This window comes from Pseudomonas sp. C2B4 (genome assembly GCF_013359695.1).
Taxonomy (GTDB): Bacteria; Pseudomonadota; Gammaproteobacteria; order Pseudomonadales; family Pseudomonadaceae; genus Aquipseudomonas.
The window spans coordinates 13,271-39,503 of the sequence record NZ_JABFMU010000035.1 but is presented as its reverse complement, the minus strand read 5'-3'; the positions used below and the strand labels follow the sequence as shown (position 1 = coordinate 39,503).

The following is a 26,233-nucleotide window of genomic DNA, read 5'->3' as shown; positions in this document are numbered from 1 at the left end:
CCATGGGCGCAAGCATTCTCACCGCGAAGAACCTTAGCAAAGTGGTTCCCAGCGCGGAAGGTGAACTTACCATCCTGCACGAACTCAACCTGGAACTGAACAAAGGCGACAGCCTGGCCATCGTCGGTGCGTCCGGTTCCGGCAAATCCACCCTGCTGGGGCTGCTCGCCGGCCTGGACCTGCCAAGCAGCGGCGAAGTCACCCTCGCCGGCCAGGGCCTGAGCAATCTCGACGAAGACCAGCGGGCCCGCATCCGCGCCGAGCATGTAGGGTTTGTCTTTCAGTCATTCCAACTGCTCGACAGCCTCAATGCCCTGGAAAACGTCATGCTGCCCCTGGAGCTCGATGGCCGAAAAGATGCCCGTGGACGCGCAACCGAACTGCTCCAACGGGTCGGCCTGGGCAAGCGCCTGACCCACTCGCCACGCCAGCTCTCCGGCGGTGAACAGCAGCGCGTGGCGATTGCCCGGGCGTTTGCCGCCGAGCCGGGTGTATTGTTCGCCGACGAACCCACCGGCAACCTCGACAGCCACACCGGCGAGCGCATCAGCGATCTGTTGTTCGAACTCAACAAGGAGCGCGGTACCACCCTGGTGCTGGTCACTCACGACGAACGCCTGGCACATCGCTGCCGGCGCCTGATCCGCCTTGAAGCCGGCCTGCTGGTCGCCCCCCTGGAGCCCTGATGGCCCGTCTGCCGCTGTTGCGCCTGTTCAGCCTCGCCATCCGCCAATTGCTGCGTGACGCCCGCGCAGGGGAATTGCGCGTGCTGTTCTTTGCCCTGCTGGTGGCCGTGGCGGCGAGCACCGCCATCGGTTATTTCGGGGCCCGCCTCAATGGCGCCATGATGCTGCGCGCCACCGAGTTCCTGGGGGCGGACCTGTTGCTCGAAGGCAGTTCGCCGGCGCGGCCCGAACAAATCAAAAGCGGTACCGAGCTGGGCCTCGAACACGCACAGGTCGTGGAGTTCTCCAGCGTCATCGCCACCGACACCGGCATCCAGTTGTCCAGTATCAAGGCTGCCGATGATGTCTACCCGCTGCGCGGCGAATTGAAAAGCGCCCCGGCCCCTTTCGCCCCGGAAGAGGCCGGCGGCGGACCGAAGCCCGGCGAAGCCTGGGTTGAAGCCCGGTTACTCACCGCCCTTGATCTGAGGATCGGTGACAGCATCGACGTCGGCATGAAAAACCTGACACTCACCCGGGTACTCACCTATGAACCCGACCGCGCCGGCAACTTCTACAGCCTGACACCCCGGGTCCTGATCAACCTCGACGATCTAGCCGCCACCGGCGTCGTGCAACCCGGCAGCCGGGTCAGTTACCGCGAGCTCTGGCGAGGCCAGGCTGAAGCACTGGAAACCTATCGCCAATTGATCAAACCCGGCCTGGCCGCCAACCAGCGCATCCAGGACGCCCGCGACGGCAACCGGCAGATCGGCGGCGCCCTGGGCAAGGCTGAGCGTTATCTGAACATGGCCAGCCTGGTGGCGGTGTTGCTGGCGGGCGTGGCCGTGGCGCTATCGGCGACGCGCTTCGCCACGCGTCGATTCGATGCCAGCGCACTGTTGCGTTGCCTTGGATTGTCCCGCCGGGAAACCCTGGTGCTGTTCAGCCTGCAGCTGACCGTCCTCGGATTGCTCGCCAGCATCAGCGGTGCCTTTATCGGCTGGCTGGCGCAGCTTGGACTTTTTGCAATGCTGCATGACTTGTTGCCCAGCGACGTCCCTCCGGGCGGCCTGTTTCCGGCCATCGCCGGGATCGGCACCGGACTGGTGGCACTGGCTGGTTTTGCCTTGCCGCCACTGGCGGCGTTGGGACGGGTTCCTCCGTTGCGGGTGTTGCGTCGCGACCTGCTGCCGATTCCTTCCAGCACCTGGATGGTCTATGGCGCAGCCCTGGGCGCTCTGGGGCTGATCATGTGGCGCCTGAGCCTGGACCTGGTGCTCACCTTCGCCCTGCTCGGCGGCGGCGTCGTTGCGGCGCTGGTATTGGGTGGCTTGCTTTTGTTACTGCTCAAAAGCCTGCGGCGCCTGCTGGCCCGCGCCTCATTGCCGTGGCGCCTCGGCCTTGGCCAGTTACTTCGGCACCCCCTGGCTGCCGCCGGGCAAGCCCTCGCGTTCGGCCTGATCCTGCTGTCGATGGGATTGATTGCCTTGCTGCGCGGTGAGCTGCTGGACACCTGGCAGAACCAGCTGCCGAAAAATGCACCGAACTATTTCGCCCTGAACATCCTGCCGGCGGACAAACAGGCGTTTACCGATCGCCTGATCTCGGTGTCGGCGCAGTCGGCACCGCTGTACCCGGTGGTGCCGGGGCGACTGATCAGCATCAATGGCGAACCGGTGCAGCAAATCGTCAGCAAGGATTCGGCCGGTGATCGGGCGATCCAACGCGACCTGAGCCTGACCTGGGCAGCCGACCTGCCAGCGGGCAACAAAATCACCGCCGGCGACTGGTGGCCCGCGCAGCCGCCCGATGAGATTCCCGGTGTCTCGGTAGAAGGCAAGGTTGCCGAAAGCCTGAAGCTCAAGCTCGGCGATCACATGGTCTTTACGGTGGGCGGGGTCAATCGTGAGGCGAAAGTCACCAGTTTGCGCGAGATCAACTGGGACAATTTCCAGCCGAATTTCTTCATGATTTTCCAGCCCGGCACCCTGAAGGATCTACCGGCGACTTACCTGACCAGTTTTTATCTGGCGGCGGGGCATGACCAGCAGATCGTCGATTTGTCCCGCAGCTTTCCGGCGGTCACCATTCTGCAGGTGGAAGCCCTGTTGGCGCAGCTGCGCAGCATCCTCGCCCAGGTCACCCTGGCGGTGGAATATGTGCTGTTGTTTGTATTGGCGGCGGGGATGGCCGTGTTGTTTTCAGGCTTGCAGGCGACGCTGGATGAACGCATCCGCCAGGGCGCGTTGTTACGGGCGCTGGGCTCGGAGCGCAGATTGCTGGTCAAGGCACGGCGGATCGAGTTCGGCTTGCTCGGCGCGGTCAGCGGCTTGTTGGCTGCGCTGGGCTCGGAAGTCGTGAGCCTAGTGCTGTACCGCTACGCGTTCGATCTGCCCTGGCATCCGCATCCCTGGCTGTTGGTGCTGCCGCTGATCGGTGCGGTGCTGATCGGTGGTGCCGGTGTATTCGGCACCCGCCGCGCCTTGAATGCCAGCCCGCTGACAGTCCTGCGTGAGGGTTGATAAACTCGACCCTCTCTCTTCAAAGAAATCGCCATGAGCCGTTATCGCCCTCCCCGCACCGCCGGCACCGCGCTGATCACCCCCGAAGGCGAAGCACGAATGCGCGCCGAGTTTCATGAGCTCTGGCATGTCCGCCGACCGCAAGTGACGCAGTCGGTCAGCGAAGCCGCGGCACAGGGCGATCGCTCGGAAAACGCCGAGTACACCTACGGCAAAAAGATGCTGCGCGAGATCGACAGCCGCGTGCGCTTTCTCACCAAACGCCTGGAAGCGCTCAAGGTCGTCAGCGAGAAGCCCAGTGATCCAAACAAAGTCTATTTTGGCGCCTGGGTCACCATCGAAGACGAGGATGGCAAAGAGTCACGCTATCGGATCGTCGGGCCGGATGAGCTGGATTTGAAACAAGGCCTGATCAGCATCGATTCGCCACTGGCCCGCGCCTTGATCGGCAAGGCATTGGACGCCGAAGTGCGGGTCCAGACACCTACCGGGGAGCAGTGCGTGTATATCGTGGCGATCGACTATGTGTGAGCGGCCCCTATGAGCCGCACTGCCCGGCGCTTCAGCGACGGGTAATCAGCCCCTGTCGGGCGACGCGGGTCAATTGCTTGATGACTTCAGCAGCGTCTTCAGCGCTGGGCGATTGAATCACCGCCAGGTCAAAACTGTCGCTGGCAAATCGAGCCAGGGATTCACCGTCTTCGACAAACTGGATCAGGAAAGCGGCGGGACCACCGGTGCGACGCGGCCAGCCATCGAGGTAACGCAGGAGCGTTGGCTGATGTTTTCCGCCAAGCAGGATTTTTGGATTGCGCTGGGTGAGATGTGCCGTGATCGGCGCGGGACGTACAACGGGGCTTAGTGCATTCATCGTGTCGTGTCTCTGCCTCAAAAGTCTGCATGGCAGGTGAGAGGCAACACCGAACCAGCGCTTTAGCGGTATTTCGAAGCCTGTTTCAAGCTTCTATCGGCAACTGAATGAGTCACCTGGCGCCCCGCAAGTAGCTGTTTAAATCGGCGCATGAGCAGCATCCTAGAGAAGCTGACCGGACAGTGTCAAGAATGACGCCCAACAAAAAAACCCTTACATTCAGACTGCGTGAAACACAATCAGCCCGGACTTTGGGTACAACGCATAAAAAAAGCCCGAATCCTGCGATTCGGGCTTTTTTGGGGATCGCTCAGGATCAGTGACGCTTGTGACCGTTGGCCAGGTTGCTGCCAACGCCACCGCCCAATGCACCACCCAGGCCAGCACCGATGGTGGAACCGGTCTTGCCGCCCAGGCTGTTACCGATCACCGAACCACCCGCTGCACCTACGCCACCGCCGATTGCTGCGCTGGTACGGTGACCTTTTTTGGCGGCAACCGCACTGCCCGCCGCACCGGCTACACCGGCACCAATCGCTGCACCGGTGCTGCCACCCATGCTTTGGCCCACGACGTTACCCAGCGCGCCGCCCAAACCACCACCGATGGCAGCAGTGCCGTCGCCGGCGATTGCACCTTGAGCAACCAGAAGACCCAGAACCAGAGCAGGCAGTGTGAAACGCATGACAAAAACCTCAAAAAAATAGTGGCTATTACGAAAGAGGCGAGATTGAAAGCTATAGAGGAGTAAAAGTCCAGACACGCGTTCGCTCAACCTCGATTGTTGGCGACGGTTGGACAGCAATTATGGAAAAGGTTTTATGACAGGCAAAAAAAAGCCCGCTGGGGAACGGGCAGGATGTTGCTTTCTAACGGATGAGTTGAGCCTACGTAGAACGTTGTGAAAACTTTGTGAAAACCACGCCGGTTAAATCTTCGTTCACACAATCCTTAAGCGAAAAGAATTCGGGCACAAAAAACCCCGTTCGATGACGGGGTTCGCGTGCAGGTTCATTACTTCTTGACCGGTACCGTTACCTTGGGGAGAAACTTTCCTTTCTGGACCCGGCAAGCCCTGGTCTTGATCTTGTCGACCTCGGTCTGGTCTTCACCGAAGCTGGCCACATACGCAGTCTGTCCACACCTTACATAATTGTTGATTGGAAATTCTGCACCGTCGTCCTCGATATACGGATCAGTCATCTCTTCACCCCTCTTCAAAAGCGGGATCGACACCGGCAAGCCCTATGCCCGAAAAAATATCGATCACCAAGGTTTTTGAGACTAGCCGGTCATAACCGGACTTGTGATTCAGATTGCCGAGCGCCCGACGAATGGCCCCTGCCCATTCACCTCAATTTGACTGCCGTACCCGTCACAAACACCACCACCATTCCGCCCTTGCCGGCCGGCATACTGATCTCATAGTCGAGCCCCACCACCGCATCGGCCTGAAGGGCCCGCGCCCGCTCCTTGATCTCGTCAGTGGCCTGGATACGTGCCTCTTTCAACGCTCGCTCCAGCGTTTGTGAGCGCCCACCGAAGAAATCCCGCATCCCGGCGAATACATCGCGGATGACATTGACGCCCTGTACCGACTCGGCGCTGACGATGTCCAGGTAGGCGGTAATTTGTCGGCCTTCGATAGCGTGGGTTGTGGTCGTGATCATTGCATGTCCTTGAGGATCAAATAGTGAGGCGGGTCTGATTCCTCAACCCGCGCTTGGATCGCCACCGGCAATCGGATTACCGATCAGGTTACGGCGAGACAGGCACCCTCCTCTACACCCAATCGAAAATTGAAGCACCGGAAAGCACAAAACCCCTGGCTTCTTTCGAAACCAGGGGTTTTGATTACATCGAATTTGGCGGTGAAGGAGAGATTCGAACTCTCGATACAGTTTCCTGTATACACACTTTCCAGGCGTGCTCCTTAAGCCACTCGGACACTTCACCGTATCTCTTCAAACATGTTCTGTCTGTCGAGGCGCGCTAATGTAGTCGAAAGCTTTTCTGATGGCAAACTTTTTTTCAGAATTTTCATGCGCTTAACTCAATCAGCCGTTTCGAACCCTTCAAGGTAGTGGCAAACCGGCCAATCTCTGGCTCCCAGCGCGCGTCTATATAGAGGGCAATGCGCCGCTGGCGTGGCGAACTACGCCTGGCGGGCGGGGAAAGGGTGACTGGCGGGTCAGTCATGGCGCTTTACCTGGCCTGTGGCGGTGGGTAACTTCTGCCCAACTTTATCGAAAGGAATAGCGTCATGAGTGAGTTGATTTCCTACCATCTCGAAGACGGTATCGCGACCCTGACCCTGAGCAATGGCAAGGTCAATGCCATTTCGCCGGACGTGATTGCTGCCTTCAATACTGCGCTGGATCAGGCAGTGACTGATCGTGCGGTAGTGATCATTACCGGTCAGCCGGGCATTCTCTCGGGCGGTTACGATTTGAAAGTGATGACGTCCGGCCCGAAAGAAGCCGTCGCGCTGGTGACGTCCGGCTCGACGCTGGCCCGTCGCCTGTTGTCGCACCCGTTCCCCGTGATCGTGGCCTGCCCCGGCCATGCGGTGGCCAAGGGCGCATTCCTGCTGCTGTCCGCCGACTACCGCATCGGTGTCGACGGCCCGTTCAGCATTGGCCTGAACGAAGTGCAGATCGGCATGACCATGCACCACGCCGGTATCGAGCTGGCCCGTGATCGCCTGCGCAAGTCGGCGTTCCACCGCTCGGTGATCAACGGAGAAATGTTCAATCCGCAGACTGCAGTGGATGCCGGTTTCCTAGACGTGGTGGTGTCGGCCGAGGAGCTGCAAGGTGCAGCACTGGCGGCGGCTCGCCAGTTGAAGAAGATCAACATGACCGCGCACAAGAATACCAAGCTGAAAGTGCGCAAAGCACTGCTGGAAACCCTGGATAACGCGATCATCCTGGATCAGGAGCACATGGGTTAAGCCCCTACCTGCAGCAACGAAAAGCCCGACCATCGTGTCGGGCTTTTTCTTACAGACATTGATGAAACACCTGCAACCGCTCTAGACCGCGTCTGACCCATCGGTTGGAAACATGTGCTTAAACATCGGCCATCTCCCGCTTCTTTAGCGGCAATTGCCGAAAACAGTGCACATCCGTACACTGCGCCACCTTTTGTCCCGGTGGGGCCTGAAAATGCTGTTTGCTTTACGTATGTCATTGATGGGCTTGCACTTTATGGTCGCAGGTGTACTGGGCGTGGTTCTCGGGCTGTGCCGCCCGTTCAATCCGGACAACAGCCGTCTGTGCGCGCGCCTCTATGCGTGGCCGGCGATGTGCATTCTGCGTTTGCGGGTGAAGGCTGAAGTCGGACCGCTGATGGACAAGCCCGACAGCTGCGTGATCATCGCCAACCACCAGTCCAACTACGATCTGTTTGTATTTGGCAACGTGGTGCCCCGCCGCACCGTATGCATCGGTAAGAAGAGCCTGAAATGGGTGCCTTTGTTCGGTCAATTGTTCTGGCTGGCCGGTAATGTGCTGATCGACCGTGGCAATGCACAAAAGGCCCGCCAGTCGATGCTGACCACGACCCACACCCTGCAGAATGAAGACACCTCGATCTGGGTCTTCCCGGAAGGCACGCGCAATCTGGGCGAGGAATTGCTGCCGTTCAAGAAAGGCGCCTTCCAGATGGCCATTGCGGCCGGGGTCCCCATCGTGCCGGTGTGCGTGAGCAGTTACGTCAAACACATGCGATTGAACCGCTGGCGCAGTGGGAACATTCTGATCCGTTCGTTGCCAGCCATTCCTACGGCGGGATTGACCCTGGATGACATGCCGATGCTGATTGCCCAGTGCCGCGAGCAGATGCGCGATTGCATCGACTCGATGGACCGGCAACTGCAAGCCGCTTGAATGAAACCCGCCCTGTGCGGGTTTTCTTTTGCCCGCAAACCGCAAAGATTTCACTGACGCTCCAGCAGCAGACGAGGCTAAGCTGAGTATCGCCTGCCACTTTTTGCTAATGAACACCTGCTAATAAGAAGTGAATCACCATCATGGGTAGAGTTGTTGCTGCTGCGGTTTACAGCGCTGGCAAGAGAGTCACCAATATCACCCTCGACGAAGGCGCGGCCTGGGCTGCAAAGCCTGGTCACTTTGTCTGGATCGGCCTTGAAGAGCCGAGTGCCGAGGAACTGTATAACCTGCAACGCCAGTTCAACCTGCACGAACTGGCCATCGAAGACGCCCTGGAAAAACACAGTCGACCGAAATTGGAAACCTTCGGCGACGCACTGTTCATCGTCACGTACTCCCCCATTCGGGAGGAAGGAAAACTCAAGTTCATCGAGACGCATATCTTTGCCGGCAACGGTTACATCATCACGGCGCGTAACGGTCATTCGGCGTCCTACGCCTATGTCCGACAACGTTGTGAGGCGCGTCCGCTGTTGCTGGAGCACGGGGAAGATTTCGTACTCTATGCCATCCTCGACTTCGTCATTGAGAACTACCAGCCGATGGGCGAAGCCATCCATGCCGAGATTGATGAGCTGGAACGCAACGTCATGTGCGGCACGCTGAACGAACGCGACATCCAAGACCTTCACAGCCTTCGCCGCGATGTGTTGCGCCTGCGTCGTTACGCGGCGCCGATGGTGGAAATCGGCGAAGAACTGCAAAGGCTGAGCTTTCCATTCATCGACAAGACCATGCGCCCCTACTTCCGCGACGTGCAGATTCATGTCACCCGGCAGATGGAAGACCTGGCCACGCTGGCGGATATTGCCAGCCAGACCATAGAGGTCGGGGTGTTGCTGGAGGCGTCACGCCAGAGTGTGGTGCAGCGCAAGTTTGCGGCGTGGGCGGCGATTCTGGCGTTTCCGACGGCAGTGGCCGGGATTTACGGGATGAACTTCCAGAACATGCCCGAGTTGACCTGGCATTACGGGTATTTCGGGGTCTTGGGGTTTATTACGGTGGGGTGTGTGAGCTTGTGGGCGAGCTTCAAGAAGTCGGGATGGTTGTAGCCGGGACCGCACCGTCTGCAAAATTCGCGAGCAGGCTCGCTCCCACATTCGACCGAGTTCCAATGTAGGAGCGAGCCTGCTCGCGAAGCTTTTAGCTTTGAACGGTTTCAGGCTTGTGCGCCACAAACCGCATCATCCACTCGGCAACCGTGCTGCCGTGATGTTCACTGTCCAGGCTCGCGATTCCTTTCGAATACACCTGCTCGCCCAACGCTTGCTGACGAATCTCCAGCAAAGCCCGGGAATAGTCGTGAATGAACTCTGGATGGCCCTGGAAGCACAGCACCTGGTCGTTGATGTGGTAGGCCGCGTACGGGCAGAAATCGCTGGAGGCGATCACTGTGGCGTTTTCCGGCAGTGCCGTGACCTGATCCTGGTGACTGATCAACAGGGTCAACTCTTCGCGCACCGGGCTCATCCACGGCGCCTTCGCGGCCAGTTTGTAGCTGTGAGTGCCGACGCCCCAGCCCTGGGTCGCCCGTTCGCTCTTGCCGCCCAGCAACAGCGCCAGTAACTGATGGCCGAAACACACGCCCAACAGTTTGTCGCCACGCTCGTAGCGGGTCAGCAGGTATTCCTTGAGCGTCTGGATCCACGGGTCGGTGCCGAAGGAATCGGCCTTGCTGCCGGTCACCAGGTAAGCGTCGAACGTCAGGTCGTCGCTGGGATATTCGCCCTGCATCACGTTGTACACAGTGAACTCGGCGGCGATGGGCTGCTGCGAAAACAGGTGCTTGAACATCTGCCCGTAACCCTGATATTGGTCGACCAGCTCCGGACGCAGGATGTCGGTTTCGAGAATGCAGATGCGTAACGACATAAAAAATACCTGACACGTGATGGGAATAATGCACACCCCAGAGCCTGCCCTGAAACACCGTAACAAGGCAAGCCCCGCCGTGTGTCATCGATCCCTAAAACGTCTCCCCTTTGGCGGCTTTCTCCAGCAGGAGTGCCGGCGGTGCGAAGCGCTCGCCGTATTGCCCCGCCAGGTATTGGGCGCGGGCGACGAAGTCCTTGACCCCGTACTGATTGATGAACTGCAACGCACCGCCGGTCCAGGCGGCAAACCCGATGCCGAAAATCGAGCCGACGTTGGCATCCGCCGTCGACGTCAGCACGCCCTCCTCCACACAGCGCACGGTTTCAATGGCTTGCACGAACAGCAGGCGATCGCGCACGTCCTTGGGCGAAATCTGCCCGTCGGCCTTTTCAAAGCGCTTTTTCAGCTCCGGCCATAGATGCTTTTGACCACCCGCCGGGTACTCGTAGAAACCACCGCCCGCGGCCTTGCCCGGACGCTTGTATTCATTGAGCAGCAAGTCGATCACCGCAAAGGCCGGATGCCCGGTCAGCGGTTTGCCTTCCGCCTGCAGGTCTTTGGCGGTTTGCTGGCGGATATGGCTCATGAGGCTGAGGGACACTTCGTCGGAGATCGCCAGCGGCCCGATGGGCATGCCGGCCTTGCGCGCCTCGGTCTCGATCATCGCTGCACTCACGCCTTCACCCAGCATCGCAATGCCTTCATTGGTGAAGGTGCCGAACACTCGCGACGTAAAGAAACCCCGACTGTCGTTGACTACAATCGGTGTTTTCTTGATCTGCAGGACGAAATCGAAGCCGCGAGCCAGGGTTTCATCGCTGGTGTTGGCGCCCTTGATGATTTCCACCAATGGCATTTTGTCCACGGGGCTGAAGAAATGCAGGCCGATGAACTTGCTCTGGTCCGGCACCGCCGTGGCCAGGCCACTGATCGGCAGGGTCGAGGTGTTGGAGGCGATCACCGCGTCGGCGCCGACGACGTTTTGCGCGGCCAATGAAACCTTGGCCTTGAGCTCACGGTCTTCGAACACGGCTTCGATGATCAGATCGCAACCGGCCAGGTCGCCATCGCTTTCAGTGGGATGGATGCGGGCCAAAACGGCTTCGCGCTGCTCCGCACTCATCTGTCCGCGCGCCACTTTCTTGTCCAGCAGCGCCGCCGAATGCGCCTTGCCCTTTTCGGCCGCCGCGAGATTGATGTCCTTGAGCACCACCTCGATGCCGGCCGATGCGCTGACAAAGGCAATGCCCGCGCCCATCATCCCGGCGCCGAGCACGCCGACTTTGCGGGTGACATAGGGGGCAAGCCCCTGCGGCCGCGAACCGCCGGCATTGATTTCGTTAAGCTGGAACCAGAACGTGCCGATCAGGTTTTTCGAGACCTGGCCGGTGGTCAACTCGGTGAAGTAGCGGGTTTCGATCAGATGCGCGGTGTCGAAATCCACTTGCGCGCCTTCCACTGCGGCGCAGAGGATTTTCTCCGGCGCCGGCATGCAACCCTGGGTTTTGCTGCGCAGGATCGACGGCGCAATGGCCAGCATCTGTGCGACTTTCGGGTTCGACGGCGTGCCACCGGGAATCTGGTAGCCCTTCACGTCCCAGCGCTGCACCGCCGTCGGGTTGGCGACAATCCAGGCTCGCGCCTTCGCCAGCAGTTCATCGCGATCCGCCGCCAGCTCATCGATCAGCCCCGCCTGCAACGCCTGTTGCGGTCGCACCTTTTTCCCTTCGAGCAGATACGGCAGGGCTTTTTCCAGACCGAGCATGCGCACCATACGCACCACGCCGCCACCACCCGGCAGCAAGCCAAGCGTCACTTCCGGCAGGCCAAGTTGCACCGACGGATTGTCCAGCGCCACGCGGTGATGGCAGGCCAGGCAGATTTCCCAGCCGCCTCCGAGTGCCGCGCCGTTGATCGCTGCGACCACCGGTTTGCCAAGGGTTTCCAGGGTGCGCAGTTGCCCTTTGAGGCTCAGCACCATGTCGTAAAATGCTTTGGCTTCGGGTTTGCCGACCTTGATCAGTTCATTGAGATCACCGCCGGCGAAGAAGGTTTTTTTCGCCGAGGTGATGATGACGCCGGCGATGGCGTCCTTGTCGGCCATCAGGCGGGCCACGCAGTCAGCCATGGCTTCGCGGTACACCGCGTTCATGGTATTGGCGCTCTGGCCAGGCATGTCGATGGTCAGGACGACAATCTGGTCTTGGCCCTTTTCGTAGCGAATGGCTTGGGTCATGGAAGGTTTCCTTGAAGTCGGGGCTCAGAGGCGTTCGATGATGGTGGCAATGCCCATGCCGCCGCCGACACACAGGGTCGCGAGGCCATAGCGCAGGTGGCGGTTTTCCAGTTCATCGAGCAAGGTGCCGAGAATCGCGCAACCGGTGGCGCCCAGCGGGTGACCCATGGCGATGGAACCGCCGTTGACGTTGACCTTGTCAGGGTCGATGGCCATGTCCTTGATGAACTTCAACACCACCGAGGCAAACGCCTCGTTGACCTCGAACAGGTCGATGTCTTCGACCCGCAGCCCGGCCTTGGCCAGCGCCTTGCGGGTGGCCGGCGCGGGGCCGGTGAGCATGATGGTCGGGTCGGTACTGGTCACCGCCGTGGCGACGATCCGCGCCCGTGGTCGCAGGCCCAGCTCCCGACCCTTGGCTTCGGAGCCGATCAGCATCAACGCCGCACCATCGACGATCCCCGAGCTGTTGCCGGGGGTGTGAACGTGATTGATCCGCTCGACATGGCTGTAGACCCGCAGCGCCGTGGCGTCGAATCCCATCTGCCCGATCATTTCGAAACTCGGCTTGAGCTTGCCCAGGCCCTCCAGGGTCGATTCGGCACGAATGAACTCATCGTGATCGAGCAGGATGATGCCGTTTTGATCCTGCACCGGTACCAACGACTTGCTGAACGAACCATCAGCCCGCGCCCGCGCTGCTTTCTGTTGCGAGTGCAGCGCGTAGGCATCAACGTCCTGACGGCTGAAGCCTTCGAGCGTGGCGATCAGGTCGGCGCCCACGCCTTGTGGTGTGAAATGGCTGTGCAGGTTGGTTTCCGGGTCCAGCGCCCAGGCCCCGCCGTCGCTGCCCATAGGGACGCGTGACATGGATTCGACGCCGCCGACGACCACCAGCTCTTCGAAACCGGATCGGACTTTCATCGCCCCCAGGTTCACTGCTTCCAGGCCCGACGCACAGAATCGATTGATCTGCACCCCGGCCACGCTGACGTCCCAATCGGCCACTTGCGCGGCGGTTTTCGCAATGTCGGAGCCCTGATCGCCGATGGGCGTCACGCAGCCGAGCACAACATCATCGACCTGACGGGTGTCGAGGGAGGTCCGTTCTTGCAATGCCCTGAGCAACCCGGCCACCAGATTCACCGGCTTGACGCTGTGCAAGGCTCCATCGGCCTTGCCTTTGCCACGGGGCGTGCGTAATGCGTCGAATATCAAAGCTTGGGTCATGACGTCCTCGAAACCGCAGTGCAGGTGAGTGAAAAACACAGCTCACACTCTTGGCTCGGGGCGCAACGGATTCAATGACCGCAGCGCTCATCGGCATTGACGCTCACGCTCAGACGGACGGTCGTCAACAAACGGTCGATCCGATTCTTGACACGCAGGTGTCTAGCAAAAGGCCGCCCAAGAAGCTGGCAATAGGCCTCATGCCTTTTTAATAGCAAAGACTGAGAACACCATACTAAATGGATCTAAAGCACGAGTGACGCGGGCTCTAAGGTGAAGATGTACGAAGTTGTCGTCGGGTTTTGCCGAGGCGCTCGTCCTACAGGAAGTGCAACGTTTGCCGTCATGGAGTCGTGCAGGCAGGCATCAGGAAATAACAAAAAAAAAGGCGGTCAGCCATGTTCAAACAATCGAAAGTTCGTCAGGCAGGTCTCATTCTCTTTGCCACCACACTGTTGTTGATCTTGCCGAACCTGACCAAGGTGATCGGCTAATCGGTCGTTGAAATACAAAGCGTCAGCGTTTTCGCCACGACAAAAATGTGACTGGCTCGCTACCCGGGCCAGCGTGGCTGTGCCAATCTTTGCGGCACTACCACGACATGGACGGCGATCATTTGAAAACGCTCATTCTGTCCGGGGCCCTGCTGCTCAGCACGCCTCTGTATGCCGCGCAGCTCAACCTTGAGCTGGGCGCGCAAAGCCGTACCTGGCAGACCGAGGAGTTGCTCAAGCATCCTCAGGTCCAAACTATCAGTATCCCCAATGACGTTTCCTACAAACGCGACATGAGCTATCGCGCTGTTCCACTGGCGGCGTTGCTGACGGGCGTCAAACCGCAAGAGCATTTGCAAGCGGTTGCCCTCGATGGTTTTGCCGCCGAGTTGTCGGCGGCGCCGTTGCTCAATACCCAGGGCGCGCGCGCCTGGCTGGCGATTGAAGACCCGGCGAAACCTTGGCCGCCCCTGTCGGAAGGCAAGCACAGTGCCGGGCCGTTTTACCTGGTCTGGACCGATCCGCGGGCGGGTAATATCAGCCCCGAACAATGGCCGTTCGAAGTGGCCAGTATCAAGCGCATGGCGCCGGTGGCCGAGCGCTTCCCTGCCCTGCTGCCTGACCCTGCGTTGAAGGCAGACGACCCGGTGAACAAGGGTTTCGCACTGTTTCAGAAAAACTGCCTGGCGTGCCATCGACTCAACGGTGCCGGGGATTCGCAGTTCGGGCCGGACCTGAATATTCCGTACAACCCCACCGAATACTTCGGCGCGGATTTTCTCAAGCGCTACATCCGTGACCCGCAAGGCTTGCGCCAGTGGCCGCAGGCGAAGATGCCCGGTTTTTCAGCCGAGGTGTTGCCGGATGAAGACCTGGGAATGTTGGTGGGGTATTTGAAGCATATGGTGGGGCGCAAGGTTAAACCCTGAGCTTGGTGTTGCCCGGGCTGGCCTCTTCGCGAGCAGGCTCGCTCCTACAGTTAATCCACTGCAGATCTCATCGTGGGAGCGAGCCTGCTCGCGAAGGCAGTGTGTCAGTCACGCATGTATTGACTGAAAGACCGCTTCCGCGAGCAGGCTTGCTCCCACGGTTAATCCACTGCAGATCTCATTGTGGGAGCGAGCCTGCTCGCGAAGGCGGTGTGTCAGTCACGAATGTCCTGACTGAAAGACCGCTTTCGCGAGCAGGCTCGCTCCCACAGGGGATGATGGCGTCGGCGATTACTGTTGCTGGACGGAGATCACAGGCGTCGGCGACACGAACACCTTGGCATGCATCTGCTCACACCCGCCCCCGCGACGCATGCCGCGCACCGGGCAGGCGTCCAGATAGTCCAGGCCCACCGCCAGTTTCAAATGGCGCTCGGGACGGGCCAATTCGTTGGTCACATCAAAGCTGTACCAGGCGTCGTCGAGCCAGGCTTCGGCCCAGGCGTGACTGGCCAGGTGTTCGCTGTTTTCGCTGTACAAATACCCCGAGACATACCGCGCCGGAACGCCGAGGCTGCGAGCACAGGCGAGAAACGCATGGGTGTGGTCCTGGCACACGCCGGAACGCCCGGCAAACGCCTGGGCGGCGCTGGTGTCCACTTCGGTGGACCCCGGCGTATAGGTCATGTGCTGGTTCAGGCAATGCATCAGATCAATCAGCGCGGTGCGGTCACGACGCTGCTTACATTCCCTCTCGGCGAACGCACGCAACGCCGCGTCAGCTTCAGTCAGTCGAGTGAAACGCAGGAACGGCAACGCTGACTGGCTCTCGTGCTCGGCCTCGCGCAGCTCGTCGATATCGACCTGCCCACGGGCACCGATGATGATCGCCTCGTGGGGCTCATCCATGGTCAGCACATGCAGGATGTTGCCGAACGGATCGAGTTGCGCACGGACCGGGCGCGGCAGGTTGAGCTGCCAGCTGAGCACGTGCTGGCGCTCGCTGTCGTGGGGTGTCAGTCGCAAATACTGGATGCTCGCCCGCACCTGATCTTCGTAGTGATAGGTGGTCTCGTGGCTAATGGAAAGTCTCATGCAGCCTCCAGGTAAGAACTGTGAATCGCGTTGCCCAACTGGCGCACCAGCGGGATGAACTCGGTCAGCCAGGCATGCAGGCCTTCGTCGAGGATTTCGTTGATGCCGGTGTAACGCAGGCGCGCGTCCATCTCCGCCGCCAGGCGTTGCGCCGGACGGCCGTTGGCCCCCGGAAGCTGGGCGAGGATCTGGTCGATTTCTTCGGTGCAGGCCCGCAGGGAGCGCGGCACGTCCGCGCGCAGCAACAGCAATTCGGCCACATGCCGGGCGCCGGGGGCGTCGCGGTAGATTTCGGTGTAGGCCTCGAACGACGACAGTGCTCGCAGCAAGGCACTCCACTGGTAATAGGCGTGAGCCGTGCCATCGCTGACCGCTTCGGCCTGGTCGCCAGCCATTTCGTAACGGGCATCGAGCAGGCGCAAGGTGTTGTCAGCCCTTTCGATGAACGTCCCCAGGCGAATGAAGCGAAACGCGTCATTACGCATGATGGTGCCGTAGGACGCGCCACGGAACAGGTGGGAGCGCTCCTTGATCCACTCGCAGAAACGGCTCATGCCGTAGCGGCTCAGGCCCTGCTCGGCTATCCCGCGAATTTCCAGCCAGGTCGCGTTGATGTTTTCCCACATGTCGGCGGTGATTCGCCCACGCACCGCATGGGCACTGGCCCGTGCCGCGCCGAGGCAGCTGTAGATGCTCGCCGGGTTGGCCGCGTCCAGCGCGAAAAAATGCAGCAATCGTTCGGCATGCAGTTCGCCGTGGCGTTCGAGGTAATCGTCCAGCGTGCCGGTAATCAACAGCGGCATGGCCAGTTCGTGCAGACCGTTGCCACGGCCATCCTGTGGCATCAGTGACAGCGAATAACTGATGTCGAGCATCCGCGCGAGGTTTTCCGCCCGCTCCAGGTAACGCGACATCCAATACAGATCCGAGGCAGTTCTACTTAACATGACAGGCTTCCTTCAATCCTCGACCACCCAGGTGTCCTTGGTTCCGCCACCCTGGGAGGAATTCACCACCAGGGAGCCTTCGCGCAGGGCGACACGGGTCAGGCCGCCGGGCACGACCCGGGTTTCGCGGCCGGACAATACAAACGGACGCAAGTCGATATGGCGCGGCGCGATGCCGTTTTCGACAAAGGTCGGACAGGTCGACAGCGACAGCGTCGGTTGCGCGATGTAGGCATGGGGCTTGGCGATGATTCGCGCGCGAAAGGCTTCGATTTCCGCCGCGGTCGCCGCCGGTCCCACCAGCATCCCGTAGCCGCCGGAGCCCTGGGTTTCCTTGACGACCAGTTCCGGCAGATTGGCCAGCACATGAGACAGCTCGGAGGGGTTACGGCATTGCCAGGTCGGCACGTTCTTCAGGATCGGCTCTTCATCCAGATAGAAGCGAATCATGTCCGTGACGAAGGGATACACCGACTTGTCGTCCGCCACGCCGGTGCCGATGGCGTTGGCCAGGACCACGTTGCCGGAGCGGTAGGATGACAGCAGCCCCGGTACGCCGAGCATCGAGTCCGGGTTGAAAGCCAGCGGATCGAGGAACGCATCGTCGAGGCGGCGATAGATCACATCGACGGCTTTCGGTCCGTCGGTGGTGCGCATATAGACCTTGTCGTCGCGCACGAACAGGTCCGCGCCCTCCACCAACTCCACGCCCATCTCCCGCGCCAGAAACGCATGTTCGAAGAACGCACTGTTGAAGCGCCCCGGCGTCAGCACTACAACGCTCGGGTTGTCGATCGGGCTGGAGCTTTTGAGGGTATCGAGCAGCAGGTTCGGATAATGGTCGATGGGCGCGATGCGTTGCGCCGCGAACAGTTCGGGGAACAGGCGCATCATCATCTTGCGGTCTTCGAGCATGTAGCTGACACCGCTGGGCGTGCGCAGATTGTCTTCGAGCACGTAATAGGTGCCGTCGCCGTCGCGCACCAGATCGACACCGGAGATGTGCGAATAGATATCGCGGTGCAGATCCAGCCCTTGCATCGCCAACTGGTATTGCTCGTTGGCAAGCACCTGCTCGGCCGGAATGATGCCGGCCTTGATGATCCGTTGTTCGTGATACAGGTCGGCGAGGAACATGTTCAACGCCTTGACCCGCTGGATACAGCCGCGCTCGACCACGCGCCATTCGCTGGCCGGAATACTGCGGGGAATGGTGTCGAAGGGAATCAGGCGCTCTGTCCCCTGCTCATCACCGTAGAGCGTGAACGTAATCCCGGCGCGATGAAACAGCAGATCGGCCTCGCGTCGCCGTTGTGCCAAAAGCTCGTCAGGCGTTTCGGCCAGCCAACGGGCAAACTCCCGATAATGCGGGCGGACCTGGCCGCCGGCATCGTACATCTCATCAAAATAGGTGCGGATCATGCCGTACTCCTTGTCACCCGGACGTACGGACCTCTGCAAGGCCCGCGCCATCGGCATAAACGCTTTGATATCAATCAGTTGGATAATCGATGCGCGAGCACCGCACCAATCCTGTGCGGCAACTGCTCCAACCTGATCGCCCCCGCTTCATTGCAAGGCAATGCCATTGCCTATCACCAGCATAGCCAGAGTTGATTTCACTGCCCGGTTAACGCTGTGGATAATCCGCACATCCGCTGAAAAAACTTCATCTGCATCAAGTGGGTGAAACCTTCAGCCTCGATTTTTCGGCTGCACTGGCAGCCCGCTCCGGCATGATCTGACCGGTTTCCCTCCTTTCCGGTCTTCCCTTTTAGCCACCCGCTCAGGTGGCTTTTTTTTGCCGAAGATTTGTTTCAGCGGGCTGCCATAGCCTTTTTCAACGGCCACAAACGAAAACGGCCAACCCGAAGGTCAGCCGTTATTGCCGTTTGCTGCTGTTCATAAGCTTATGCGAGTCGCCCTCGTACCTCCTGCTTGACGCCCCAGCCTTCAATGATGCCGCCCAGTGGCTCGACCACAGCTTCAAAACCCTGCTCGAAATCGCCAATGTCGTCGTAGGTGGCGTACATCACCTTGCTCAGTTCCAGCGCCCATGCGCCGTCGTCACGCACACTGATCTGCGCGTTCAGGGATTCTCCTCGATGAAAATGACCTGCCGCCCTGCGTGCCCGCTCCTCGTCCGGGAAAATGGCGTAGAACTCAATGGGATGGAACCGTGAAAAGTCGAAACCGCCTTCTTTCATGCGGCGCAGCACGCTGCTGCTGATGTCTTCTTGATAGGCTTTGCTCATGAAACGTCCTCCTCAAACCGATGGATAGACTTTCCGTACTCCCTGCGCGCTAAATCCTGGATGCGGCGTGTCGGCAATCGATGTGCCGGCGGGGAAACAAGCATGAAGCTGAAGACCAGACCTTAGCGATCCGTTCGCTGATCTCGATTGCAGAGTAGCCTCAGGACAGAGCCGCTGCCAAGGCCTGGTTGTGAATGTGACAGGTGACGTTCAGATTGGCGTGATGCCGAGGATTTGAATGCTGTTCTGGGCTTTGAGGTTTTTGACAGTCGCATCAGCGGTTCGCCCTTCCAGATCGTTCAGATCCAGCTTGGCGGCGACAGGAAGGAACCGTTCCTTGATGAGTTTGGCGGCCTGCTCGTGACTCGGGCATTCCTCGCACTCGAAGAGTTCGTCGATCGTTTCTCCATGATCATCCACGAAAGTGACTTTCCACTTTGACATCGGAGCCTCCTCAACCAAACCCGCAAATGGGCTTACACCTATCTCGACTTTAGTTCGAATTGATCGTTCCAATGGATTACAACACCTCGGCATAAAATCACCGAGCCTGTAGGAGCTGCCGAGTGCAACGAGGCTGCGAACTTTTAACGACCAAGGTCAAAAGATCGCAGCCTCGTTGCACTCGGCAGCTCCTGCAGGGTTAAGCATCAACCATCAATCGTTGCTTGGCTTGCCCACAGCTTGCAGCACGTACTGCGGCAAGGCGAAAGCGCCGATGTGGATTTCTGGATTGTAGTAGCGCGTGACGATGCCGCTGCCCGCGAAACGCTGTTGCAGGGTCTCACGGGACAATTGGCGATAAGCGGTATGGGTTGAGCCCCAGGCGAACGTCATCGAGCCGCCAATGTAGGTCGGCACCGCCGCCTGGTAGAAGTGCCAGTCCGGGAACAGGCTGCGCAGGCGACCGGCGGTGGTTTTGACTTCTTCGATCTGCATGAACGGCGTGCCGTTCTGGGTCACCAGGATGCCGCCTTCGTTCAGGCAGCGATGGCAGGCCTGGTAGAAGTTTTCCGAAAACAGCACTTCCCCCGGACCGATCGGGTCGGTGGAGTCGGAAATGATCACGTCGAATTTTTCGGTGGTGGTGGCGACGAAACGCATGCCGTCGTCGATCACCAGGTTCAGGCGCGGGTCGTCATAGGCGCCTTTGGAGTGGTTCGGCAGGAACTCCTTGCACATGTCGACCACGGTGCCGTCGATCTCGACCATGGTGATGTGTTCGACACCGCGGTGCTTGGTCACTTCGCGCAACATGCCGCCGTCGCCGCCGCCGATGATCAGTACGCGCTTGGCGGTGCCATGGGCGAGGATCGGTACGTGCGTGAGCATCTCGTGGTAGATGAATTCGTCGGCTTCGGTGGTCTGGATCACACCGTCCAGCGCCATGACGCGGCCCATGCGCGGGTTTTCGAAGATCACCAGGTGCTGGTGTTCGGTGCGCACTTCGTGCAGCAGTTTGTCCATGCGAAAACGCTGGCCGTAGCCTTCGTAGAGGGTTTCCAGGTAGTCGCTGGTTGGGGTGGTGCTCATGGGAAGTGCTCCGATGAATGCGGGTGGCAACGGACGGTTACCCGCCCATGATGGGCAATCGATTGCCTCGATTGCCCGGGAAAGGCGCGCATTCTACGTCGCGGAACATGACAGGTCGAACCTCAGTTGATCGGCTTGCAACAATCCCTGTGGGAGCGTGGCTTGCCCGCGATGCAGACGACCCGATCTATCAGTTGCACCGCAGCGATCCTATCGCGGGCAAGCCACGCTCCCACAGGGTTATGTGTGGTCTGTGGATAAGTGCTCAGATCCTGACATCCCCCCGCGGCCCGGCAATGGCCCAGATGATCAGGCCCAAAACCGGCAGCAACGGGATCAACAGCACCCAAAGGATTTTCATCCCTATTTCTGCGCCACTTTTCAGCACGTTGATAATTGCCCAGATATCCAGGGCAAAAATGATCAAGCCAACCAGGCTGTAAAAGGTGGACCCCATGGTGACGCTCCCGAGCAATGGTATGCATGCTTAGGATAGCCGGCCCCGGCGAGGGTTCCCTTTTATTGACAGCTTTACCGCCTCAGACGTGGATGGCCACCTTCAGGGCTTCCAGGGCAGGCGCCGCGGCGATACCGACTTCGGCGCACAACTCAATGACCCGAGGTACATCGTTGCCGTAGACCAGCACCACTTGCAGTTCATCGTCGAGCAGTTGGCTGAAGTTCAGCAGCGTGTAACCGCCGTTTTCCTTGTTCAGGCTGCTCATTTGCACCTGGATGCGATTAAGCGCGGTCAGGGCTTCGGTCTTGGCCAGTTGCTTGGGCTTGAGGTTGAACTCGACACCTGGACCAAACGACGCAACGATCTGGGTGAACAGATCCATATAGGTATCCGCCTGGAACAGCACGGTTTCCGGCAGACTGCCGACGACCACCCACTCCCCCAGCGGGATCGGGAAGGTGTCGTCGTAGTTGATGTCCGGGTTGGCCGTCAGAAAACCCTGAGGATCCGCGTAAGCCTGAGCCGCTTCATCAGCCACCTTGAGGATTTCATCTTCGCCCATGCACCCGGAGCTGATTTTACTGATGAGTTCGACGAGTGCGGCTTTCATGGGGAAATCCTGTAGCGAGGGAATTTTGAGGGCGCGAAGGATACCGCATTACGCCTTGCAATGACTGTAGGAGCAAAGCTTGCTCCTACAGGATTGGGTTTAGCCCAACAGTTTTTCCAACTGCGCAACAGTATCGGCCGCGCCCATGGTTTTCGCCGCATCCAGCGCCGTAATACCGTTGGCATCCTTGGCTTTCGGGTCGGCGCCTTTGCTGATCAGGTAGTCGACGATGGCGACACGGTTGAACATCGCCGCCATCATCAATGCAGTGCGACCGTCGAACGACGAACCTTCAACCTGCGCACCACCCTCGACCAGCGCCGTGACCACCGCCAGATCACCCTTGAAGGCAGCACCGGCGATCGGACTTTGACCGTTATCGTTGCGGATTTCCGGATCAGCCTTGTGTTCGAGCAGGACTTTCACGGTGTCCACATGGCCGTGGTACGCGGCCAGCATCAGCAACGTGTCGCCCTTGTGATTGCGCAGGTTCGGCGGCAAGCCTTTGGTCAGCAGCGCAGCCATCATGGCCGCATCGCCCTCCCGTGCCTTGTTGAATACCTGTTCGGCAAATTCGGCGGCTTCTTCGGGGGTCATCTGGCGGCTTTTGTCTGACATTGAACGCTCCACATTCAGTTATTCGCTAAGCCGACAGTTTCCCGAGCAGCCCCGGCACTGTCACTTCTTTTTTCTGATGCAGAGCCATAGCCACATTCAATAGCGGTACTTTCCAGCCTGAATGTCCGTCAGTATCCGTGGGGTGACCTGCACATAGGTGTCGGTACCCGGCAGCCATGCGTAGATCGGGTCATCGCCGGTTCTTCCCGGATCGAAGGCCTCGTCCTTGAGCCGCACCTTCTGATACTTGAAGGTCCCGGTGGTTTCCATTTTGACTTTCAGCCGCAGAAACAATGGCACGGCATAGGCCGGCATCTGTTGCCGGGCAAACGCCAGCAACTCACTGAAATCCAGGGTGGCGAGGGATTCGGCGGGGGTAATCGCCGCCATTCCGGCCCGGCCATTGGTGTTGGGAATTTCCACGCCATAGGCCACCGCTTCGGAAATTTGCGGATGTTTGAGCAGTGCGTTCTCCACTTCGGTGGTCGAGACGTTTTCCCCTTTCCAGCGATAGGTGTCGCCCAGGCGATCGACAAACTGCGCATGCCCGAAACCTATATTGCGCAACAAGTCGCCGGTGTTGAAGTAACGGTCGCCCTTCACAAATACATCGTGGCAGACAACTTTCTCGGTTTTCTGTGGGTCGGTGTACCCATCCAGCGGCGCCTTGTCGTCGATTTTCGCCAGCAACAGCCCCTGCTCGCCCTTGCCGACCTTGCGCATGAAACCATTGGCCTGGCGGGTTGGCGCACCGCTGGCGTGGTCGTACGCCGCCAACTCCCAGGACATCAGGGAAAAACCGACAGTGTTGTCGAAATTCAAAATGTTGGTGAAACCGATATTGCCGTCGCTGGCGGCATACAGCTCGCAGATGTGCTTGACGCCAAAACGCGTCTTGAACTCCCGCCACGCGCCAGGGCGCAGGCCATTGCCGATCATTTTGATCACGCCGTGCTGGTTATCGTTGGCGCTGGGCGGTTGATCGACCAGATAACGACACAATTCGCCGACGTAGCCGATGGTGGTTGCGCGGTACTTGCGTACATCGCTCCAGAACTGGCTCGCACTGAACTTGCGTCGGATGGCAAACCCCGAGGCACCGCTGATGGCCGAGCCCCAGCACACACACAAACCGGTCGCGTGGTACAGCGGCAAGGTGCAATAGACGACATCTTCCGGGCGCATATCCAGCGCGATCATCCCGAAGCTGACGGAGCTGCGCATCCAGCGCCCGTGCTTGAACACCCCGGCCTTGGGCAACCCGGTGGTGCCCGAGGTGTAGATATAGAAACAGGGGTCATCAAAGAAAACCTGCGCGCTGCTGGCCGGGTTGTCGCTGTCGGCGTCCACACTGGCGGTCATCAGGTTGATGAAGCCCTCCGGGGCGATTCCAGGATGGTCGTAGGTGTCTTGATCGGCGACAAACCAGGTTCGCGCGGCCTCGATCGCCACACGCTCGCGCACCGCCAAAAACGCAGCGACCAGTTCCTCGCCGACCACAATGGCGGCCGGTGCCACCAGGTTCAGGCTATAGGTCAGCGTATCGCGGGTCTGTGAAGTATTGAGCAGGGCACTGATCGCCCCGACCTTGGCCACCGCCAGTATTGTCACTAACAGTTCAGGGCGGTTCTCGATGAACACCGCTACCACGTCACCCTTGCCGATGCCTTGCTCGATCAAATGATGGGCGATGCGATTGGCCCACCGATTGACCTGTGCATAAGTCAGCGAAACCTCGCCGTGCAGCAGGGCCGGGCCATCAGGGTTGCGCAGCGTCGCCTGTTCGAAACTCCAGCCCAGGCCACACGATTGGGTCGGGTCCTTGACGTTGGCGACTTTCATGCCCTTCACCACCCGCGGGATGACTTTGGCAATGGAAGGCAACTTGCGGAGCATCATGCTCCAGGTAATCGTGTCGCTTGGCGTGCGGCTCATGATGCTCCCGTTCGCTCTTTTTATTGTCGGGCGGCGCTGATTGAAGCCCGAAAATACGTCAAGGGTTCTTGAGCTGTACACGCGGTTTTTGAAATGTTTTGTATCTACGGCAGTGCTGTTTCAAATCGCGAGCACGGCCACGCACAAAGGTTCCATCGAATCGCCGACGACCACGCAAAATGCAGGATGCACGATGGCCATTCTTGCAAATTGCACGAAATCGAAAATCAGCAAAAAATATAACATACTGTTTTTAAAGGATATTTTACGAAAAACGATACTGGCACAATCACTGCAACCCTCTGTGCATGCTTGCCATTCAAGTCATCACGGAGCTGAAAGACATGAGCCTGATCCAGGAAAAATTTTCATCCTTGTTCTCCAACTTCGAGGTCACCACCCAGCCACGCCCCGATGGCGGGATTCTGCTGACATTGCGTGGCGCCGGCGACAAAGTCTTCAAACGCTCGATTTCCTACCAGCAACTGCACAATGGCGATCAACTGTCGTGGGTGATCAGCGCGATTCGCCGCGACCTCGCCGAGCAGGCCAGCGAACTGCCGCAGATTTCCATGCTGCAGAGCCAGCAACGGTTTGCGTTGCCGACTTATCACTCGGCGTAAATTGTTTTAACGCCGTATAAACAAAACAGGCCGTGAATGCTTTCGCTTCACGGCCTGTTTTGTTTATGCATTCCCTGTAGGAGCAAGCATTGCTCCTGCAGGAATGTGTGTCTAGAACGTGGAAGGCTCGATGCGCGCAAAACTGTCCACGGTCACATGCCCCGCCAGTTCGCCGCCCTCGCGGGCCAATCCGCACGTCGCCATCCCGGCCTCACGCGCCGCGTCCAGCTCTTCGACGATGTCCGACAGGAACAGAATGTGCGACGCCTCGACCCCGATCGCTTGGGTGATAGTGGCGTAGGACCGCGCCTCGCGCTTGGGTCCGGAGGTGGTGTCGAAGTAGCCGCTGAACAGCGGCGTCAGATCCCCCGCCTCCGAACACCCGAAGATCAGGCGCTGGGCCTGGATCGAGCCTGAGGAATAAACGAACAGTTGATAACCGGCCTGATGCCAGCGTTGCAACGCTTCAACGGCGTCCGGGTACACATGGCCCTTGAGTTGCCCGGCCTGATACCCCTGCTCCCACACCATTCCCTGCAAAGCCTTGAGTGGCGTGGCCTTGCGGTCTTCGGCAATCCAGCCCAGCAGGATTTCGATGACGCGCTCGACGTCGGCATTCGGCTCGCTGCTGTCCCGGCGCACCGCGTCCAGTTGTTCGGCCACATCGGCACGCGAGGCGTTTTGGCTCACGAACGCCGGCAAATGTTTGGCGGCGTAGGGAAACAGCACGTCGAACACAAAACTCACCGCGCTGGTGGTGCCTTCGATGTCGGTGAGAATCGCTTTGATCGGCATCGATTCAGTCCTCCAGGCGCGGGAATTGGCTGGCGATGTTTTCACCGGTGAAGTTGGCCACCCAGCCTTCCGGGTTATTGAACAGGCGAATCGCCACAAAATGCGGGTGCTCACCCATGTCGAACCAGTGCTTGGTACCGGCCGGCACCGAGATCAGGTCGTTTTTCTCGCAGAGCACGGCGTAGACGTAGTCATCGATATGCAGGGTGAACAGACCACGCCCGGCGACGAAAAAGCGTACTTCGTCCTCGCCATGACGGTGTTCTTCGAGGAACTTGGCGCGCAATTCGGCTTTTTGCGGGTGATCGCTGTTCAGGCTGACCACATCGACCGTGATGTAGCCGCGTTCGGTCATCAGCTTGTCGATTTGCTCCTGGTAGGCAGCGATCACTTCCTCCTGGCTGGCGCCGGGCTGGATCTTCGCGGCGGCCTGCCAGCGGTCGAAGCGCACGCCCTGTTCGGCCAGGGTCGAGGCAATGTCTTCGAAATGGGTCAGCACCTTGTTGGGAATCTCAGGGCTGGAGACGTGATAAACGGACAGGCTGCTCATGGGGCGATTCCTCGGTATCGGCCGCGCCGTCCGG

The 26,233-nt window shown here is 59.4% G+C and carries 27 protein-coding genes and 1 tRNA gene; 8 read left to right on the top strand and 20 right to left on the bottom strand.

Annotation, left to right across the window (positions count from 1 at the left end):
- The first annotated feature begins 2 nt into the window (after positions 1–2).
- The 3 genes from HNQ83_RS20565 to greB are packed head-to-tail and all read left to right on the top strand — an operon-like array spanning position 3 to position 3,721.
- Positions 3–686 (top strand): ABC transporter ATP-binding protein, encoded by a 684-nt coding sequence (locus tag HNQ83_RS20565; RefSeq protein ID WP_175390631.1) that lies wholly within the window; start codon positions 3–5, stop codon positions 684–686.
- Entirely contained in the window at positions 686–3,190 is a 2,505-nt protein-coding gene (locus HNQ83_RS20560; RefSeq protein WP_175390630.1) for an ABC transporter permease, read from the top strand. The genes HNQ83_RS20565 and HNQ83_RS20560 overlap by 1 nt, the downstream gene beginning before the upstream one ends.
- 33 nt (positions 3,191–3,223) lie before the next feature.
- Positions 3,224–3,721 (top strand): transcription elongation factor GreB, encoded by a 498-nt coding sequence (greB, locus tag HNQ83_RS20555; RefSeq protein ID WP_175390629.1) that lies wholly within the window; start codon positions 3,224–3,226, stop codon positions 3,719–3,721.
- Between the two features lie 31 nt (positions 3,722–3,752).
- Here greB and HNQ83_RS20550 read toward each other — a convergent pair whose 3' ends face one another.
- From HNQ83_RS20550 to HNQ83_RS20535, 5 genes are all read right to left on the bottom strand, one after another.
- Positions 3,753–4,061, bottom strand: coding sequence for a class I SAM-dependent methyltransferase (locus HNQ83_RS20550; RefSeq protein WP_175390628.1), 309 nt, complete (start codon positions 4,059–4,061; stop codon positions 3,753–3,755).
- 316 nt (positions 4,062–4,377) lie between these two features.
- Entirely contained in the window at positions 4,378–4,746 is a 369-nt protein-coding gene (locus HNQ83_RS20545) for a bacteriocin (protein WP_175390627.1), read from the bottom strand.
- 329 nt (positions 4,747–5,075) lie between these two features.
- A complete protein-coding gene (locus tag HNQ83_RS31265) occupies positions 5,076–5,264 on the bottom strand; it encodes a hypothetical protein (RefSeq protein WP_256669096.1) in 189 nt (62 codons plus the stop codon).
- 146 nt (positions 5,265–5,410) lie between these two features.
- The gene (locus tag HNQ83_RS20540) at positions 5,411–5,731 is read right to left on the bottom strand and encodes a YbjQ family protein (protein ID WP_175390626.1); all 321 of its coding nucleotides are present in this window, start codon (positions 5,729–5,731) and stop codon (positions 5,411–5,413) included.
- 196 nt (positions 5,732–5,927) lie between these two features.
- Positions 5,928–6,017: transfer RNA gene (locus HNQ83_RS20535), tRNA-Ser, on the bottom strand.
- 307 nt (positions 6,018–6,324) lie between these two features.
- Here HNQ83_RS20535 and HNQ83_RS20530 point away from each other — a divergent pair.
- From HNQ83_RS20530 to HNQ83_RS20520, 3 genes are all read left to right on the top strand, one after another.
- Positions 6,325–7,014 (top strand): crotonase/enoyl-CoA hydratase family protein, encoded by a 690-nt coding sequence (locus HNQ83_RS20530; RefSeq protein ID WP_175390625.1) that lies wholly within the window; start codon positions 6,325–6,327, stop codon positions 7,012–7,014.
- A gap of 214 nt (positions 7,015–7,228) precedes the next feature.
- Complete coding sequence (locus HNQ83_RS20525; protein ID WP_175390624.1) at positions 7,229–7,951, top strand: 1-acyl-sn-glycerol-3-phosphate acyltransferase; 723 nt, start codon at positions 7,229–7,231, stop codon at positions 7,949–7,951.
- A 143-nt stretch (positions 7,952–8,094) separates the two neighbouring features.
- Positions 8,095–9,066 (top strand): magnesium and cobalt transport protein CorA, encoded by a 972-nt coding sequence (locus HNQ83_RS20520; RefSeq protein WP_175390623.1) that lies wholly within the window; start codon positions 8,095–8,097, stop codon positions 9,064–9,066.
- 91 nt (positions 9,067–9,157) lie between these two features.
- On the opposite strand, the gene HNQ83_RS20515 is transcribed toward HNQ83_RS20520, so the two are convergent.
- From HNQ83_RS20515 to HNQ83_RS20505, 3 genes are all read right to left on the bottom strand, one after another.
- Positions 9,158–9,886 (bottom strand): amidotransferase, encoded by a 729-nt coding sequence (locus tag HNQ83_RS20515; protein ID WP_175390622.1) that lies wholly within the window; start codon positions 9,884–9,886, stop codon positions 9,158–9,160.
- 94 nt (positions 9,887–9,980) lie between these two features.
- A complete protein-coding gene (locus HNQ83_RS20510; RefSeq protein ID WP_175390621.1) occupies positions 9,981–12,125 on the bottom strand; it encodes a 3-hydroxyacyl-CoA dehydrogenase NAD-binding domain-containing protein in 2,145 nt (714 codons plus the stop codon).
- A gap of 24 nt (positions 12,126–12,149) precedes the next feature.
- Positions 12,150–13,355: an acetyl-CoA C-acetyltransferase gene (locus tag HNQ83_RS20505; protein WP_175390620.1), complete on the bottom strand. Its 1,206-nt coding sequence runs from the start codon at positions 13,353–13,355 to the stop codon at positions 12,150–12,152.
- Positions 13,356–13,956: 601 nt separating this feature from the next.
- Here HNQ83_RS20505 and HNQ83_RS20500 point away from each other — a divergent pair.
- On the top strand, positions 13,957–14,778 hold the full coding sequence (locus HNQ83_RS20500; protein WP_175390619.1) for a cytochrome c: 822 nt from the start codon (positions 13,957–13,959) through the stop codon (positions 14,776–14,778).
- A 291-nt stretch (positions 14,779–15,069) separates the two neighbouring features.
- Here the strand turns inward: HNQ83_RS20500 and HNQ83_RS20495 are convergent, their stop codons facing one another.
- From HNQ83_RS20495 to HNQ83_RS20450, 10 genes are all read right to left on the bottom strand, one after another.
- Positions 15,070–15,873 carry a transglutaminase family protein gene (locus HNQ83_RS20495; protein ID WP_175390618.1) on the bottom strand — a complete coding sequence of 268 codons (804 nt, stop codon included), beginning with the start codon at positions 15,871–15,873 and terminating at the stop codon, positions 15,070–15,072.
- A complete protein-coding gene (locus HNQ83_RS20490; RefSeq protein WP_175390617.1) occupies positions 15,870–16,820 on the bottom strand; it encodes an alpha-E domain-containing protein in 951 nt (316 codons plus the stop codon). Before HNQ83_RS20490 ends, HNQ83_RS20495 begins: the two co-directional genes overlap by 4 nt.
- Positions 16,821–16,832: 12 nt before the next feature.
- A complete protein-coding gene (locus HNQ83_RS20485; protein ID WP_056853817.1) occupies positions 16,833–18,242 on the bottom strand; it encodes a circularly permuted type 2 ATP-grasp protein in 1,410 nt (469 codons plus the stop codon).
- Between the two features lie 488 nt (positions 18,243–18,730).
- Entirely contained in the window at positions 18,731–19,075 is a 345-nt protein-coding gene (locus HNQ83_RS20480; RefSeq protein WP_175390616.1) for a ribonuclease E inhibitor RraB, read from the bottom strand.
- Positions 19,076–19,285: 210 nt separating this feature from the next.
- Complete coding sequence (locus HNQ83_RS20475) at positions 19,286–19,519, bottom strand: hypothetical protein (RefSeq protein ID WP_175390615.1); 234 nt, start codon at positions 19,517–19,519, stop codon at positions 19,286–19,288.
- 213 nt (positions 19,520–19,732) lie between these two features.
- On the bottom strand, positions 19,733–20,608 hold the full coding sequence (gene speE, locus HNQ83_RS20470; protein ID WP_175390614.1) for a polyamine aminopropyltransferase: 876 nt from the start codon (positions 20,606–20,608) through the stop codon (positions 19,733–19,735).
- Between the two features lie 265 nt (positions 20,609–20,873).
- Entirely contained in the window at positions 20,874–21,065 is a 192-nt protein-coding gene (locus tag HNQ83_RS20465; protein WP_175390613.1) for a PLDc N-terminal domain-containing protein, read from the bottom strand.
- A gap of 82 nt (positions 21,066–21,147) precedes the next feature.
- Entirely contained in the window at positions 21,148–21,678 is a 531-nt protein-coding gene (locus HNQ83_RS20460; protein ID WP_175390612.1) for a hypothetical protein, read from the bottom strand.
- Positions 21,679–21,777: 99 nt separating this feature from the next.
- Entirely contained in the window at positions 21,778–22,296 is a 519-nt protein-coding gene (locus HNQ83_RS20455; RefSeq protein WP_175390611.1) for an ankyrin repeat domain-containing protein, read from the bottom strand.
- A gap of 96 nt (positions 22,297–22,392) precedes the next feature.
- A complete protein-coding gene (locus HNQ83_RS20450) occupies positions 22,393–24,231 on the bottom strand; it encodes a long-chain-acyl-CoA synthetase (RefSeq protein ID WP_175390610.1) in 1,839 nt (612 codons plus the stop codon).
- A gap of 344 nt (positions 24,232–24,575) precedes the next feature.
- Here HNQ83_RS20450 and HNQ83_RS20445 point away from each other — a divergent pair, with 344 nt between their 5' ends.
- A complete protein-coding gene (locus HNQ83_RS20445) occupies positions 24,576–24,854 on the top strand; it encodes a DUF3509 domain-containing protein (protein WP_175390609.1) in 279 nt (92 codons plus the stop codon).
- Between the two features lie 111 nt (positions 24,855–24,965).
- Here HNQ83_RS20445 and mtnC read toward each other — a convergent pair whose 3' ends face one another.
- Both mtnC and HNQ83_RS20435 read right to left on the bottom strand, forming a co-directional pair.
- A complete protein-coding gene (gene mtnC, locus HNQ83_RS20440; RefSeq protein WP_175390608.1) occupies positions 24,966–25,649 on the bottom strand; it encodes an acireductone synthase in 684 nt (227 codons plus the stop codon).
- A 4-nt stretch (positions 25,650–25,653) separates the two neighbouring features.
- Positions 25,654–26,199 (bottom strand): acireductone dioxygenase, encoded by a 546-nt coding sequence (locus HNQ83_RS20435; RefSeq protein WP_175390607.1) that lies wholly within the window; start codon positions 26,197–26,199, stop codon positions 25,654–25,656.
- Positions 26,200–26,233: the final 34 nt, after the last annotated feature.

Coding starts and splice junctions, on each gene's coding strand:
- HNQ83_RS20510 (WP_175390621.1), bottom strand. CDS start 12,125: ATGACCCAAGCCATTCGCTACGAAAAGGGCCAAGACCAGATTGTCGTC.
- HNQ83_RS20565 (WP_175390631.1), top strand. CDS start 3: ATGGGCGCAAGCATTCTCACCGCGAAGAACCTTAGCAAAGTGGTTCCC.
- HNQ83_RS20530 (WP_175390625.1), top strand. CDS start 6,325: ATGAGTGAGTTGATTTCCTACCATCTCGAAGACGGTATCGCGACCCTG.
- HNQ83_RS20505 (WP_175390620.1), bottom strand. CDS start 13,355: ATGACCCAAGCTTTGATATTCGACGCATTACGCACGCCCCGTGGCAAA.
- speE (WP_175390614.1), bottom strand. CDS start 20,608: ATGAGCACCACCCCAACCAGCGACTACCTGGAAACCCTCTACGAAGGC.
- HNQ83_RS20480 (WP_175390616.1), bottom strand. CDS start 19,075: ATGAGCAAAGCCTATCAAGAAGACATCAGCAGCAGCGTGCTGCGCCGC.
- HNQ83_RS20450 (WP_175390610.1), bottom strand. CDS start 24,231: ATGAGCCGCACGCCAAGCGACACGATTACCTGGAGCATGATGCTCCGC.
- HNQ83_RS20540 (WP_175390626.1), bottom strand. CDS start 5,731: ATGATCACGACCACAACCCACGCTATCGAAGGCCGACAAATTACCGCC.
- HNQ83_RS20525 (WP_175390624.1), top strand. CDS start 7,229: ATGCTGTTTGCTTTACGTATGTCATTGATGGGCTTGCACTTTATGGTC.
- HNQ83_RS20560 (WP_175390630.1), top strand. CDS start 686: ATGGCCCGTCTGCCGCTGTTGCGCCTGTTCAGCCTCGCCATCCGCCAA.
- HNQ83_RS20520 (WP_175390623.1), top strand. CDS start 8,095: ATGGGTAGAGTTGTTGCTGCTGCGGTTTACAGCGCTGGCAAGAGAGTC.
- HNQ83_RS20490 (WP_175390617.1), bottom strand. CDS start 16,820: ATGTTAAGTAGAACTGCCTCGGATCTGTATTGGATGTCGCGTTACCTG.
- HNQ83_RS20465 (WP_175390613.1), bottom strand. CDS start 21,065: ATGGGGTCCACCTTTTACAGCCTGGTTGGCTTGATCATTTTTGCCCTG.
- greB (WP_175390629.1), top strand. CDS start 3,224: ATGAGCCGTTATCGCCCTCCCCGCACCGCCGGCACCGCGCTGATCACC.
- HNQ83_RS31265 (WP_256669096.1), bottom strand. CDS start 5,264: ATGACTGATCCGTATATCGAGGACGACGGTGCAGAATTTCCAATCAAC.
- HNQ83_RS20485 (WP_056853817.1), bottom strand. CDS start 18,242: ATGATCCGCACCTATTTTGATGAGATGTACGATGCCGGCGGCCAGGTC.
- HNQ83_RS20500 (WP_175390619.1), top strand. CDS start 13,957: ATGGACGGCGATCATTTGAAAACGCTCATTCTGTCCGGGGCCCTGCTG.
- HNQ83_RS20495 (WP_175390618.1), bottom strand. CDS start 15,873: ATGAGACTTTCCATTAGCCACGAGACCACCTATCACTACGAAGATCAG.
- HNQ83_RS20435 (WP_175390607.1), bottom strand. CDS start 26,199: ATGAGCAGCCTGTCCGTTTATCACGTCTCCAGCCCTGAGATTCCCAAC.
- HNQ83_RS20515 (WP_175390622.1), bottom strand. CDS start 9,886: ATGTCGTTACGCATCTGCATTCTCGAAACCGACATCCTGCGTCCGGAG.
- HNQ83_RS20460 (WP_175390612.1), bottom strand. CDS start 21,678: ATGAAAGCCGCACTCGTCGAACTCATCAGTAAAATCAGCTCCGGGTGC.
- HNQ83_RS20550 (WP_175390628.1), bottom strand. CDS start 4,061: ATGAATGCACTAAGCCCCGTTGTACGTCCCGCGCCGATCACGGCACAT.
- HNQ83_RS20455 (WP_175390611.1), bottom strand. CDS start 22,296: ATGTCAGACAAAAGCCGCCAGATGACCCCCGAAGAAGCCGCCGAATTT.
- mtnC (WP_175390608.1), bottom strand. CDS start 25,649: ATGCCGATCAAAGCGATTCTCACCGACATCGAAGGCACCACCAGCGCG.
- HNQ83_RS20475 (WP_175390615.1), bottom strand. CDS start 19,519: ATGTCAAAGTGGAAAGTCACTTTCGTGGATGATCATGGAGAAACGATC.
- HNQ83_RS20545 (WP_175390627.1), bottom strand. CDS start 4,746: ATGCGTTTCACACTGCCTGCTCTGGTTCTGGGTCTTCTGGTTGCTCAA.
- HNQ83_RS20445 (WP_175390609.1), top strand. CDS start 24,576: ATGAGCCTGATCCAGGAAAAATTTTCATCCTTGTTCTCCAACTTCGAG.